Origin of the sequence: Escherichia sp. MOD1-EC6842 (genome assembly GCF_002965705.1) — a bacterium.
Lineage (GTDB): Bacteria > Pseudomonadota > Gammaproteobacteria > Enterobacterales > Enterobacteriaceae > Escherichia > Escherichia ruysiae.
The window spans coordinates 116088-129347 of sequence record NZ_PTRF01000014.1 but is presented as its reverse complement, the minus strand read 5'-3'; the positions used below and the strand labels follow the sequence as shown (position 1 = coordinate 129347).

The following is a 13260-nucleotide window of genomic DNA, read 5'->3' as shown; positions in this document are numbered from 1 at the left end:
GGTTTCTTCCTGGGTACATATAAAAAGTTAATATCCTGATTTATTCTCAACATCCTCCATCACTCCACATCCTCCCTGCGTAACCCAATATCCCTCAACCGTTCATCACTCATCTGCTGTAACACCCGCCGGGTCTGTTTTTTCAGCCACCAGCTTCTCACTGCCTGCCAGAGTTGTACGAAGCCAGTAAACGGCGCTTTGGCTCTGTTTTCGTGAAATTCCATCTGCTGCCTCCTCATCTTTCAGAGGCTTAATCATCCGCCTTCTGGCAGTTCACAATACAGATGCAAATATTACTTTTATTTAACATACAGACAGGTTAAAACAGCATCTGCATCCGGTTTTTTAGCCTCATCTGTACCGGTTTTTCTCTCTGTATGCTCCAAATAAGGAATACAGCATGACGCGTTATCAACATCTGGCGACTCTGCTTGCCGAACGGATTGAGCAAGGGCTGTATCGTCACGGGGAGAAATTGCCGTCGGTGCGCAGCTTAAGTCAGGAGCACGGCGTCAGTATCAGCACCGTGCAGCAGGCGTATCAGACGCTGGAAACGATGAAGCTCATCACTCCGCAGCCGCGTTCGGGTTATTTTGTCGCACAACGTAAAGCCCAGCCGCCTGTACCGCCGATGACGCGTCCGGTGCAGCGCCCGGTGGAAATTACCCAGTGGGATCAGGTGCTGGATATGCTGGAAGCGCATAGCGACAGTTCCATTGTTCCGTTAAGCAAAAGCACGCCGGATGTCGAAACGCCCAGCCTGAAACCGCTCTGGCGGGAGCTAAGCCGGGTGGTGCAGCATAATCTGCAAACCGTTCTCGGTTATGACTCATTAGCCGGTCAGCAGGTATTGCGCGAGCAGATTGCCCGTCTGATGCTCGACAGCGGCTCGGTGGTCACCGCCGATGACATTATCATCACCAGCGGCTGCCATAACTCGATGTCGCTGGCGTTAATGGCGGTGTGTAAACCGGGCGATATCGTCGCGGTCGAATCCCCGTGTTATTACGGTTCAATGCAGATGCTGCGCGGTATGGGCGTGAAAGTGATTGAAATCCCAACCGATCCAGAAACCGGTATCAGCGTTGAAGCTCTGGAACTGGCGCTGGAACAGTGGCCGATTAAAGGCATCATTCTGGTGCCAAACTGCAATAATCCGCTGGGATTTATTATGCCGGACGCCCGCAAACGAGCCGTTCTCTCTCTCGCTCAGCGTCATGATATTGTGATTTTTGAAGATGATGTCTACGGCGAACTGGCAACGGAGTATCCACGCCCGCGTACTATTCATTCATGGGATATCGATGGTCGGGTGCTGCTGTGCAGTTCGTTCAGTAAAAGCATTGCGCCAGGCCTGCGCGTGGGCTGGGTCGCGCCGGGGCGATATCACGATAAACTGCTGCATATGAAATACGCCACCAGCAGCTTTAATGTACCGTCCACGCAAATGGCGGCGGCGACGTTTGTGCAGGAAGGTCACTATCATCGCCATATCCGGCGGATGCGGCAGAATTATCAGCGCAATATGGCGCTTTATACCTGCTGGATACGGGAATATTTTCCCTGCGAAATCTGTATTACGCGCCCGAAAGGTGGATTTTTACTGTGGATAGAATTGCCTGAACAGGTCGATATGGTCTGCGTCGCGCGGCAATTGTGCCGCATGAAAATCCAGGTGGCGGCAGGCTCGATTTTCTCAGCTTCCGGTAAATACCGTAATTGCCTGCGCATCAACTGCGCTTTGCCGCTCAGCGAAACCTACCGCGAAGCACTGAAGCAAATTGGCGAGGCCGTGTATCGGGCAATGGAATAAATACGGCATCGTGACGACGCGCCTGAATTTCCTCTGACGAATAGCTTGTGGCTCGTTTTGTCTCTATAGCAACATCTCTACGTTCCAGCATGGCTTAGGCAAAAAGCGTTTTGTTCATGCCGGATGCAGCGCGAGCGCCTTATCCGGCATACAGAATATTGCAAATTCAATATATTGCATGGGCTATGTAAGCCTGATAAGCGTAGCGCATCAGGAAGTTTGGCGTTTGTCATCAGTCTCTGATTATTATTCGATCCCTGAATCGCGGTAACTGTCAGGCAAAGACTGACCTAATGCCTGTATTTGCTCTGATGAATGTCCGGTAATCTTTTGTATCCATTCAGGATCTGCACCATTTTGCAAAAATAATCGGAGAAGGCGCTGTTCCCCTTCTTCTTTGCCTTCGATCCTCCCTTCTTCCCTTCCCAACAGCCATCCCGCATTATGAATTCGCTCTGCAATCGTCATGATTCGCTCCCTGTGTTGTGGCATTCGCCTGGTAAGTTCGCTGATAAACTCCTTAAAACTCGCTTCATCACCAGCCAGTAAAATGTAATTTAACAGCGCGGTTATCTGGCTGTCATTAGCGCACTCTGTAACCAGTAATGCTACCAGTTGATCAATCAGCCCCATCATATTGCGCTGGCGAATATGCTTTTGGATCAACTCCAGCAGGGCGACTCTGCGATGCTGAACAATCTCGTCGTCCGGCACCACAGTGATATCCACCAGCGGGAACGCAGCGGTATAAAGTTTCCGAGCGGTAATCGGGTCGGCAAATTCGTCCAGCCAGCACAAAGACCAGGGGTAAGGACTACGACTGCCGTGATAAAACAGCATCGGAATGACCAGCGGTAGTGGTCGGCGTTTATCATGCTCTATATGACGCTGCATCACCGCCATGGAATATCGCATCAGGCGAAAGGCCATATGAATATCCTCGCGGCTCTGATGTTCAATCACCACATAGATATAACCATCGCCTTCGCGGGTCTTTACCGACCATAAAATATCGGAGTGCAGCGCCCGCAATTTTTCATCGACAAAGCTGGCTGATTCCAGTTTTAAGGTGTCGAGATCGCACAGTTCACGTAAACCTTTTGGTAAGTGGATCTCCATAAAATCCCGCGCGGTGTCAGGATGCGTGAGGAAGGATTTATATAATGCGTCATGCGGCGTACTGGTCGTGAAGTTTGTCATGGCGATCCGTCACCTGTTGAAGAGATAGTCCGACTTTAGCGATTCCTAATTCCGCTCACACCCGGCAATATCTCATTCCCCGAGGCGCTTTCCAGGCTATTTTTGTTCTCCTGCAAGCGATACATTTTTCTGGAAGGCATCTCGATTTTTGCGTGAACCTGCCGTCAGGCTCTATTCTTACGATATGAATAAAATCATTGAACTCCGACGCGCCAAAATGCTGGCGCTCTCTTTACTGCTCGTTGCTGCCGCGACTTTTATCGTTACGCTTTTTTTGCCCCCCAATTTTTGGGTGAGCGGCGTGAAGGCGATTGCGGAGGCGGCAATGGTCGGCGCTCTGGCTGACTGGTTTGCGGTGGTGGCGCTGTTTCGCCGCGTGCCGATTCCGATTATTTCTCGCCATACGGCGATTATCCCGCGTAATAAAGACCGGATTGGCGAAAATCTCGGTCAGTTCGTACAGGAAAAATTTCTCGATACCCAATCCCTGGTGGCGTTAATTCGTCGTCATGAACCGGCGTTGTTAATCGGTAACTGGTTTAGTCAGCCGGAAAACGCCCGCCGCGTTGGGCAGCATCTTTTGCAGATCATGAGTGGTTTTCTCGAACTTACCGATGATGCGCGTATTCAGCGTCTGCTTAAGCGCGCGGTGCATCGGGCGATTGATAAAGTGGATCTTTCCGGCACCAGTGCGTTAATGCTGGAAAGCATGACCAAAAACGATCGTCATCAGGTGCTGCTGGATACTCTGATCGCACAACTGATCGCCCTGCTCCAGCGCGATAAATCACGCAAATTTATCGCCCAACAGATCGTCCGCTGGCTGGAGAGCGAGCATCCGCTGAAAGCGAAAATTTTGCCGACTGAATGGCTGGGTGAACACAGTGCAGAACTGGTTTCTGACGCAGTTAATTCTTTGCTTGATGATATCAGCCGCGATCGCGCGCATCAGATCCGCCATGCGTTTGATCGCGCTACCTTTGCGCTGATCGATAAGCTGAAAAACGATCCGGAAATGGCGGCGCGCGCCGACAATATCAAAGCGTATCTGAAAGAAGATGAAGCGTTTAACCGCTATCTCGGTGAATTGTGGGGGGATTTGCGGGAATGGTTGAAGGCCGATATCAATAGCGAAGATTCTCGCGTGAAGGAACGTATCGCGCGGGCGGGTCAATGGTTTGGCGAGACGTTAATTGCCGATGATGCCTTGCGGGCGTCGTTAAATGGTCATCTCGAACAGGCTGCGCACCGCGTCGCACCAGAGTTTTCGGCATTCCTGACACGCCACATTACTGACACGGTGAAAAGCTGGGATGCGCGGGATATGTCGCGGCAAATCGAGTTAAATATCGGCAAAGATCTCCAGTTTATCCGCGTCAACGGTACGCTGGTTGGTGGTTGTATTGGATTGATACTGTATCTTTTATCGCAAATCCCGACTTTGTTACCCCTCGGCAATTTTTAACCGCGAGAGAGAACAAATAAAGCAAACTCAAATCATGGTAATAATGCGGCCTTTTTCATTGTCTCCCGTGTACGGGGAAGGAAAATCATGCCATTTGTCGCCATTTTCGAGCAGTTCTCCGAAATGCGGCATTCCGCTGGTCGGCACTTACTGCACGTTTATGCCGCAGAAGATGCTAACGGCCTGCGATGCGGTTGCTCCACCTCAACTGAAACTCTCGAAGAAGCAGAGAAAGAGCCTGCGCAATCTTTGTCATTGCGCAACGAGCTGAATGCGATATCTGCCTGCATTCGTCAGTAACAGGAAGAAAGACAGCGACAGGAAATGCATTGCGCATTACGATCTGGCTCCGCGTTAAGGATTCATTAAGATCACTACGTATACTTATCGATATCTTATTGATTTTGTTGGATGGATATGCCATGACAAAAAGGTTTTCGTTAAGTAAACGTATCAGCATTATTATTCTTTTTGCCATTGTGGCAGTGTGTGCTTTCTTCGTGCAATCTTGCGCTCGCAAAAGCAGTTATCCCGCAGGGTTTCAAAATTACCACGTGACTATTGATGGCAAAGAGATTGCAGGTGTAACGAATAATATCTCCTCACTGACCTGGTCTGCGCAGAGTAATACCCTGTTTAGCACTATCAATAAACCTGCGGCGATTGTTGAAATGACCACGAATGGGGATCTGCTCCGCACCATTCCTCTGGATTTTGTGAAAGATCTCGAGACTATCGAATATATTGGTGATAATAAATTCGTCATCAGTGATGAACGCGATTATGCCATTTATGTGATTTCACTTAATGAAAAGTCAGAAGTAAAAATCCTCAAAAAAATAAAAATTCCGTTACAGGAAACGCCAACCAATAGTGGTTTTGAAGGGCTGGCTTATTCTCGCCAGGATCACACCTTCTGGTTTTTTAAAGAGAAAAATCCGATTGAGGTCTACAAAGTTAACGGGCTACTAAGTAGCAATGAATTGCACATCAGCAAAGACAAGGAACTACAACGTCAATTTACTTTAGATGATGTGTCCGGCGCAGAATTTAACCAACAAAAAAATACGCTTCTGGTGCTGTCTCATGAATCACGCGCACTCCAGGAAGTAACGCTGGCTGGCGAGGTTATCGGTGAAATGTCACTAACCAAAGGCAGTCGGGGTTTGTCACATAACATCAAACAGGCTGAAGGGATTGCGATGGATGCCTCTGGCAATATTTATATCGTTGGCGAACCGAATCGTTTTTATCGCTTTACCCCTACATCATCACATTAACAGACTGGCATGTTTCACCTTTTTGTTATTAACTTGTTAACAACAAAAAGACAAGCAAGGTAAAACATGTCCCCGTCATCGCATCCCGTAGAACGCTTTTCCTTCAGCACCGCGCTTTTCGGGATGCTGGTTCTGACCTTAGGTATGGGGTTAGGTCGCTTTCTTTATACGCCGATGCTGCCAGTTATGCTGGCGGAGGGGCAGTTTTCATTTAACGAACTATCGTGGATTGCCAGCGGCAACTACGCTGGGTATCTGGCTGGAAGCCTGTTGTTTTCATTCGGCGCATTTCATTTACCCTCACGTCTGCGCCCGTTTTTATTGGCTTGCGCCCTGGCAACCGGCTTGTTGATCCTCGCGATGGCGTGGTTGCCGTCGTTTATTCTGGTGTTGTTGGTTCGCTTTCTGGCGGGTATCGCCAGCGCCGGGATGTTGATTTTCGGCTCGACGCTCATCATGCAACATACCCGCCATCCTTTTGTACTTGCGGCACTGTTTTCTGGCGTTGGAGTTGGCATCGCACTAGGCAATGAATATGTGCTGGCTGGGCTGCATTTTGCCCTCTCCTCGCAAACGCTATGGCAAGGTGCCGGGGCGCTTTCTGGCATGATATTGATTGTACTGGCGCTTTTGATCCCCTCGAAAAAAAACACCATCACGCCTGCGCCGTTAGCAAAAACCAATCAACAACCTATGAGCTGGTGGTTGCTGGCTATTCTGTACGGTCTGGCGGGTTTTGGTTATATCATCGTTGCCACTTATCTGCCGCTCATGGCGAAAGACGCCGGCCTGCCGTTACTGACCGCCCATCTCTGGACGCTGGTCGGCTTGTCGATTGTGCCAGGCTGCTTTGGCTGGTTGTGGGCAGCAAAACATTGGGGGGCGTTACCCTGCCTGACGGTGAATTTGCTGGTACAGGCTATCTGCGTACTGTTAACCCTCGCCAGCAGTTCTCCTTTATTACTCATCATCAGCAGTATTGGCTTTGGCGGCACCTTTATGGGCACGACCTCGCTGGTGATGACCATCGCCCGCCAGCTTAGTGTGCCGGGAAATCTCAACCTGTTAGGCTTTGTGACGCTTATTTATGGCATTGGGCAAATTCTCGGCCCGGCACTGACCAGTATGCTCGGCAACGGAACGTCGGCGCTCGCCAACTCCACGCTTTGTGGCGCAGCGGCGCTGTTTATTGCCGCGCTCATCAGCACAGTGCAATTATTTAAGCTGCAAACGGCGACTTCATAAGGGGGGATTTTTCTCCCCGCCATACCAGAGAAGAGCGCCCTGGTATTTTCCTTTGGGGCATTTCCCTTGCCAGTCAAGAAACTCAACCGCAATAGTTGCTGTCAGCCTGACCATTAACACCGTTTTACTGCCCGCAATGTATTTAATGGCCAGCACGGTGCAAAATGTCGGTCGCAGCCTGGAGACAGCCGAAGTGAATGCTAAATACCATCTGCATATCATCACGGTCTGCGTGATTAACGCTTTTCTGTCGATCTGGGTTATGCAGTTTATTGTTTAACAAGGAGTTTACATGATTGATTATTCCGCAGCCGGTTTCATCCTGCTGCAGGGAGCGCATTTGTATGCGCCGGAAGATCGGGGAGTTTGCGATGTCCTCGTCGCTAACGGCAAGATTATCGCCGTTGCCAGCAATATCCCTTCTGACATCGTACCGGACTGCACGGTTGTCGATCTCAGTGGGCAGATCCTCTGCCCTGGCTTTATTGATCAACACGTTCATTTGATTGGCGGCGGCGGCGAAGCTGGTCCCACGACACGCACGCCGGAAGTGGCGTTAAGCCGCCTGACGGAAGCGGGCGTCACATCGGTGGTTGGCCTGCTTGGCACCGACTCTATCTCTCGCCACCCGGAATCCCTCCTTGCCAAGACCCGTGCGCTCAATGAAGAAGGTATCAGCGCCTGGATGCTGACCGGTGCGTATCATGTACCTTCCCGCACCATTACGGGTTCCGTGGAAAAAGATGTGGCGATTATCGATCGGGTGATTGGTGTGAAATGTGCCATTTCTGATCACCGCTCTGCCGCACCGGATGTTTATCATCTGGCTAATATGGCGGCAGAATCCCGCGTTGGTGGCTTGCTCGGCGGTAAACCTGGCGTCACCGTGTTCCACATGGGCGACAGCAAAAAGGCGTTACAGCCAATCTATGACCTCCTGGAAAACTGCGATGTGCCAATCAGCAAGTTACTGCCGACGCACGTTAACCGCAACGTTCCTTTGTTTGAACAGGCGCTGGAGTTCGCCCTGAAAGGCGGCACCATCGACATCACCAGCAGCATTGACGAGCCGGTCGCCCCTGCAGAAGGGATTGCCCGCGCCGTTCAGGCGGGTATTCCGCTGGCTCGCATCACCCTCAGCTCCGACGGCAACGGTAGCCAGCCGTTCTTTGACGACGAGGGGAATTTAACGCATATCGGCGTTGCCGGTTTTGAGACTTTGCTGGAAACCGTACAGGTGCTGGTCAAAGACTTCGGTTTCAGTATCAGCGATGCCGTGCGTCCACTCACCAGCAGCGTCGCCGGTTTCCTCAACCTGACAGGGAAAGGTGAAATTCTGCCCGGCAATGACGCGGATTTGCTGGTTATGACACCGGAACTGCGCATTGAGCAGGTGTACGCTCACGGCAAACTGATGGTCAAAGACGGCAAGGCGTGTGTGAAAGGAACGTTTGAAACTACATAAGCGATTGTCTGCCGCCCGAATGGACGTAGAAGCCCGTTCGGACGGCTGACAGAGTAAAACGCAGAAGATGGTATTTAGCTGACTTTTCCCACCGTCGCACTGTACCAACCGCCATGCTGCCAGACCAACTCAAGCGTCAGAGGTTCATCATCGTGGTACAGCATCATCTCCAGACTGATCGTCAGATCGTGGCAATATGCTTCTTTCAGACTCACTTGCAATGCAGCAATACGTGGTTCATGAAATAAAAGAGCGGAACGCAGCTGGCGGCAATACCAGCTCTGGAGATGTTTGTCGCTCTGATTATCCCCTTGCCACTCTGGCATACCTGAAATAAGTAATGCAGGTAGCGGTGAATGAGGAGAATTGAAAAGTTGAAAGAGATCCCGACATACGGAATCACGCAGCGATGATGTATTGCTGCCTGTGTTTTCAGGTAATACGGTCTGAAGTAATTGGCGCATCATTTTGCGCACTCCTGACGTTTAGCGGCATCGATATCTTGCCCTGACGGCTTGACACCACTGGGTTGATGCTCATTTTCCATAGTCATTCCTTTTTGCTCATTGCATCCGTGCCTGATAACAGGCTTGATTCTCGCCCGCAAAGTATAAGACCCTGAACAGAAATGAAGATCCACTTACTTTTTATTTAAAAAGATATAATTTGATAAAAGTCACTAAACCAGACAGAAACAAATCAATATATTTTGATTATTCCGAATAATCACTCAGATTTAAATAGATATAAAATGCTTATAAAAGACATGTAATAAGTAATTATTAAATTACTCATCGTTTATTAATAATATCGGTTATTACGTGGCTAAAAGGCCTGGTGCAAAGCTGCTCAACTTGGCACCAGAAATAAGGGTCAGGCGTCAACTTTATCCAACGGCCAGGAGTCGAAGAGATAGCCGTCAAAATAGATATCATCAACATTGGAAAATTCCAGCAGGCGCTGTTTCACATTTTCCAGATGCTGCCACATTGCCAGCTTCGCCGCACGGGCGTCTTTTTTGATTAACGCGGCGAGGATCTGTTTGTGATCGCCCAGCCACTCTTTGCGGTACAAGCTGTCATCCAGATGGCTGTGCAACTGGATCCACATCGGATTGTTTTCACGCCACTGCCAGGACTGACGGAACAACTCCACCAGCATACTGTTATGCGTCGCTTCCGCGATGGCGAGGTGGAACTGCATATCGCCGCTTTCACTGCTGCCCGGTGCGCTGGAGGCCAGTTCGCGTTCTTCAAGCTGCAATGCCTGGCGCATTTTGACGATATCTTCACGGGTGGCCTGCAAAGCGGCAAATTCCGCGATGTTACTTTCCAGTAACTGACGCGCCTGTAACAGCTCAAAAGGACCGGCGTCATTGCAGACGTTGGCATCTGCGTTGTCGGCAGTGTGGCTGGTTGAACTGTCGAGAACATAAATACCGGCGCCGCGCCGCACTTCTACCAGCCCTTTGATCTCCAGCATGATCAACGCCTCACGCACCACAGTGCGCGTGACCTCGAGCATTTCTGCGATTTCACGCTCCGGCGGCAGCCGTTCGCCAGGATTGTACGGTGTTTTGATGATCAGATCGCGGATCATCGCCCCGACTTCCTGGTAAGGTCTTTGCGCAGAGGTGGCAGATTTCATGATGTTGTGTCCGTTAGGTGCGGTTAATCAAATTATTGCCGGATGCGGCGTGAACACCTTATCCGACCGACAAAGAGTGCGTATTTAATAAGTTGTGATTGATACCCTGGCTCGATAAGCGTGCGTATCTGGCGATCTTACGTTGATCGTCAATGACAAACTATACCATTAGCACTGGAAGTTGGCACGTACAGGTAGGCAAAAAAACGAAAACTGGTCAACCAAATATTGGTTTGATTGACCAGTAAGTCTGTATGGTAATCAGTCAGTTACAGTGCAGCCACGCATTCGCGCGCGCCGCGCTCGCACAGTTGCTGATATGCCGCTGTCACTGCACCAACAAAGTCGGCATTCTGCGGCAGATCATCTGCAAAAATACCGCTCAGGCTCAACAGGGCTTTTACGCGTTCTGCTCCCTGATATTGCGCGTTGATCTTCTGGAATTCAGCCAGCATCGGATCAACTACGTCAATGGCGTTGCCTTGCTCATCCACACCCTGGGTGTAGCGCATCCAGCCCGCCACGCCGAGCGCCAGGTGACGCCAGCTACCGCCGTTTTGCAGGTGCAGACGCACCGGGTCCAGCAGACGCTGCGGTAACTTCTGGCTGCCGTCCATCGCAATCTGCCAGGTGCGGTGACGCAGAGACGGGTTGCTGAAACGCTCGATCAGCAGCGTCGCATAGGCGTTCAGGTCAGTCCCTTCCGGCATCGACAGCGTTGGCGCTTGTTCCTGCATCATCAGGGCAAAGGCGGCTTTGCGATAATCCGGGTTAGTCATGGTATCAGCAATGGTTTCATAGCCACCGAGGTAACCGAGGTATGCCAAGAAAGAGTGGCTGCCGTTGAGCATACGCAGTTTCATCATTTCGAATGGTACAACGTCCGAAACGAACTGTGCGCCCACTTTATCCCAGTCCGGGCGACCATTAACGAAGTTATCTTCAATCACCCACTGACGGAACGGTTCACAGGCAATCGCGCATGGGTCGTAAACGCCCAGTTGATCAGCAATTTCCTGTAAGGTTTCTGGCGTCGCCGCCGGAACAATGCGGTCAACCATGGTGCACGGAAAGGTGACGTTCTCTTCAATCCATGCCGCCAGCTGCGGGTCGCGCGCCTGAGCCAGCCCCAGAACGGCAACTTTCGCCACATGACCATTTTCACGCACGTTGTCGCAGGACATTACGGTAAACGCTTTCAGCCCTTTTTCACGACGCAGGCGCAGAGCTTCAACGATGTAACCAATCGCGGACTTCGGCGCGGTCGGATTTTCCAGGTCGTGCTTGATCAGCGGGTTATTGAGATCCAACTGACCGCTTGCCGCATCGGCGCAGTAACCTTTTTCCGTGACCGTCAGAGAGACAATCGCTGTTTGCGGACGCGCCATCGCGTTGAGAATACCTTCGCAGCCGTCGATTTCCGGGTGCAGGGCTTCTTTCATCGAACCGATAATTTTCAGTTCAGTGCTTTCTGCACCTTTTTCCGCCACGGTGTACAGCAGTTGCTGTTTTTTCAGGTTTTCGATCAGCACACGGTCGTTACCTGGCATCAGGTTAACTTCGCAGATACCCCAGTCGCTGTCGGTGCTTTCCAGCAGATGATGGGTGTACAGCGCCTGGTGCGCGCGGTGAAACGCCCCGCAACCGAGATGCACAATGCGTGATTCCAGACGAGAATGATCCCATGACGGGCGGGCAACCGGCAGATTGCTGTCAACAATAGTAGTCATCGTAAACTCCAGAATCCGTCTTCAGAGAGTGACGGCAAAGAAGAAGGAACCGGCACGGCGCGCAGCCATGCCGGTGGATATTAACGGCTAAAGAAAGCGCGCTGGATCGCCAGTTCGACACCGCGAACTTCGGCCAGGCCTTTCAGACGACCAATCGCGGAGTAACCTGGGTTGGTTTTCTTCTTCAGGTCGTCCAGCATCTGATGACCGTGGTCCGGACGCATCGGGATCAGGTCTTCTTTGCCTTCCGCTTTACGACGGTGTTCTTCTTCAACAATCGCTTTCACCACTTCGTACATATCAACGTCACCGTTCAGGTGCGCCGCTTCGTGGAAGGTTTTCGGGTTATCTTCACGCATGGTGGAACGCAGATGGGTGAAGTAAATACGCGGACCGAACTGCTTGATCATATCAACCAGATCGTTGTCAGCACGCACGCCGTAAGAACCGGTGCACATGGTGAAACCGTTCGCCATGCTGTTTACGGTATCAACCATCCACTGCATATCTTCAATGGTGGAAACAATGCGCGGCAGGCCGAGGATCGGGCGCGGCGGATCGTCCGGGTGAACAGCCATACGCACACCAACTTCTTCGGCAACCGGAATAATGGCTTTCAGGAAGACCGCAAAGTTTTCGCGCAGCTTCGCTTTGTCGATATCTTTGTACAGCTCCAGGTGCTTACGGAACTGGTCGAGGGTGTAGCCTTCTTCCGCGCCCGGCAGACCAGCAATGATGTTACGGGTCAGACGAGCTTTGTCTTCGTCGCTCATAGTGGCGAAGCGTTCAGCAGCCTGAGCAATTTCTTCTTCGGTGTAATCCGCTTCCGCGCCTGGACGCTTCAGGATATGCATTTCAAACGCAGCAAATTCGATCTGGTCGAAACGCAGGGCTTTGGAGCCGTCCGGCAGTACGTATTCGAGGTCAGTACGGGTCCAGTCGAGCACAGGCATGAAGTTGTAGCACACAGTGCGAATACCGCACTGCGCAAGGTTGCGCAGGGTCTGCTGATAGTTAGCGATCCACTGCTCATAGTTGCCGGTATGGGTTTTGATATCTTCGTGAATTGGCACGCTTTCTACGACAGACCACACCAGGCCAGCATCTTCAACGATCGCCTTGCGTTTGAGGATCTCTTCTACGGACCATACTTCGCCGTTCGGGATATGGTGCAGCGCGGTAACCACGCCAGTTGCGCCCGCCTGACGGACATCAGCTAAAGAAACCGGATCGTTTGGGCCGTACCAGCGCCAGGTCTGTTCCATGATTTTTCCTCTTTCACATAGTGGGTTCCACAGCAAAGAGACGCGGAACCCCGGAGTTGTTTAGGTATCCGGATGAACAACCAGACCGCAGCCGTGGCGTCGCACCGGATGAGATGGCGTATAAGTTCTACCTTTTGGTAAGACATGTCA

11 protein-coding genes and 2 pseudogenes are annotated in these 13260 nt (G+C 51.2%); 7 read left to right on the top strand and 6 right to left on the bottom strand.

Annotated features, from left to right (window positions below; translation table 11 throughout):
- Window positions 1-59: 59 nt before the first annotated feature.
- Entirely contained in the window at window positions 60-224 is a 165-nt protein-coding gene (locus A7Z29_RS17055; RefSeq protein ID WP_085460283.1) for a DUF1127 domain-containing protein, read from the bottom strand.
- 176 nt (window positions 225-400) lie between these two features.
- On the opposite strand from A7Z29_RS17055, the gene A7Z29_RS17050 reads away from it, so the two are divergent.
- Window positions 401-1813, top strand: a complete 1413-nt coding sequence (locus tag A7Z29_RS17050) for an aminotransferase-like domain-containing protein (RefSeq protein ID WP_085460282.1) — start codon at window positions 401-403, stop codon at window positions 1811-1813.
- Between the two features lie 246 nt (window positions 1814-2059).
- Here the strand turns inward: A7Z29_RS17050 and A7Z29_RS17045 are convergent, their stop codons facing one another.
- Complete coding sequence (locus A7Z29_RS17045) at window positions 2060-3013, bottom strand: Rpn family recombination-promoting nuclease/putative transposase (protein ID WP_105290509.1); 954 nt, start codon at window positions 3011-3013, stop codon at window positions 2060-2062.
- Window positions 3014-3197: 184 nt separating this feature from the next.
- On the opposite strand from A7Z29_RS17045, the gene A7Z29_RS17040 reads away from it, so the two are divergent.
- The 6 genes and pseudogenes from A7Z29_RS17040 to iadA all read left to right on the top strand — a co-directional run bounded on the left by A7Z29_RS17040 (window position 3198) and on the right by iadA (window position 8468).
- Window positions 3198-4478 carry a DUF445 domain-containing protein gene (locus A7Z29_RS17040; protein ID WP_032227046.1) on the top strand — a complete coding sequence of 427 codons (1281 nt, stop codon included), beginning with the start codon at window positions 3198-3200 and terminating at the stop codon, window positions 4476-4478.
- 127 nt (window positions 4479-4605) lie between these two features.
- Window positions 4606-4730, top strand: a pseudogene (locus A7Z29_RS23795) (double-cubane-cluster-containing anaerobic reductase); the annotation flags it as partial.
- A gap of 170 nt (window positions 4731-4900) precedes the next feature.
- Window positions 4901-5758: an SdiA-regulated domain-containing protein gene (locus A7Z29_RS17030; RefSeq protein ID WP_024212577.1), complete on the top strand. Its 858-nt coding sequence runs from the start codon at window positions 4901-4903 to the stop codon at window positions 5756-5758.
- A gap of 66 nt (window positions 5759-5824) precedes the next feature.
- Window positions 5825-7003 carry an MFS transporter gene (locus tag A7Z29_RS17025; RefSeq protein WP_000075229.1) on the top strand — a complete coding sequence of 393 codons (1179 nt, stop codon included), beginning with the start codon at window positions 5825-5827 and terminating at the stop codon, window positions 7001-7003.
- Window positions 7004-7121: 118 nt separating this feature from the next.
- A pseudogene (locus A7Z29_RS23790) lies at window positions 7122-7283 on the top strand (hypothetical protein); the annotation flags it as partial.
- 12 nt (window positions 7284-7295) lie between these two features.
- On the top strand, window positions 7296-8468 hold the full coding sequence (gene iadA, locus A7Z29_RS17015) for a beta-aspartyl-peptidase (protein WP_000568389.1): 1173 nt from the start codon (window positions 7296-7298) through the stop codon (window positions 8466-8468).
- 74 nt (window positions 8469-8542) lie between these two features.
- On the opposite strand, the gene iraD is transcribed toward iadA, so the two are convergent.
- From iraD to uxuA, 4 genes are all read right to left on the bottom strand, one after another.
- Window positions 8543-8935, bottom strand: coding sequence for an anti-adapter protein IraD (gene iraD / locus A7Z29_RS17010; RefSeq protein ID WP_024212578.1), 393 nt, complete (start codon window positions 8933-8935; stop codon window positions 8543-8545).
- Window positions 8936-9341: 406 nt separating this feature from the next.
- Complete coding sequence (gene uxuR, locus A7Z29_RS17005) at window positions 9342-10115, bottom strand: Uxu operon transcriptional regulator (RefSeq protein ID WP_000833697.1); 774 nt, start codon at window positions 10113-10115, stop codon at window positions 9342-9344.
- A 269-nt stretch (window positions 10116-10384) separates the two neighbouring features.
- Complete coding sequence (locus tag A7Z29_RS17000; protein WP_000208206.1) at window positions 10385-11845, bottom strand: fructuronate reductase; 1461 nt, start codon at window positions 11843-11845, stop codon at window positions 10385-10387.
- 80 nt (window positions 11846-11925) lie between these two features.
- Window positions 11926-13110: a mannonate dehydratase gene (gene uxuA, locus A7Z29_RS16995; protein WP_000438582.1), complete on the bottom strand. Its 1185-nt coding sequence runs from the start codon at window positions 13108-13110 to the stop codon at window positions 11926-11928.
- Window positions 13111-13260: the final 150 nt, after the last annotated feature.

Bases quoted from the DNA above. Each gene is read 5' to 3' on its own strand.
- uxuR (WP_000833697.1), bottom strand. From the start codon at position 10,115: ATGAAATCTGCCACCTCTGCGCAAAGACCTTACCAGGAAGTCGGGGCG.
- uxuA (WP_000438582.1), bottom strand. From the start codon at position 13,110: ATGGAACAGACCTGGCGCTGGTACGGCCCAAACGATCCGGTTTCTTTA.
- iadA (WP_000568389.1), top strand. From the start codon at position 7,296: ATGATTGATTATTCCGCAGCCGGTTTCATCCTGCTGCAGGGAGCGCAT.
- A7Z29_RS17030 (WP_024212577.1), top strand. From the start codon at position 4,901: ATGACAAAAAGGTTTTCGTTAAGTAAACGTATCAGCATTATTATTCTT.
- A7Z29_RS17050 (WP_085460282.1), top strand. From the start codon at position 401: ATGACGCGTTATCAACATCTGGCGACTCTGCTTGCCGAACGGATTGAG.
- A7Z29_RS17055 (WP_085460283.1), bottom strand. From the start codon at position 224: ATGGAATTTCACGAAAACAGAGCCAAAGCGCCGTTTACTGGCTTCGTA.
- A7Z29_RS17000 (WP_000208206.1), bottom strand. From the start codon at position 11,845: ATGACTACTATTGTTGACAGCAATCTGCCGGTTGCCCGCCCGTCATGG.
- A7Z29_RS17045 (WP_105290509.1), bottom strand. From the start codon at position 3,013: ATGACAAACTTCACGACCAGTACGCCGCATGACGCATTATATAAATCC.
- iraD (WP_024212578.1), bottom strand. From the start codon at position 8,935: ATGATGCGCCAATTACTTCAGACCGTATTACCTGAAAACACAGGCAGC.
- A7Z29_RS17040 (WP_032227046.1), top strand. From the start codon at position 3,198: ATGAATAAAATCATTGAACTCCGACGCGCCAAAATGCTGGCGCTCTCT.
- A7Z29_RS17025 (WP_000075229.1), top strand. From the start codon at position 5,825: ATGTCCCCGTCATCGCATCCCGTAGAACGCTTTTCCTTCAGCACCGCG.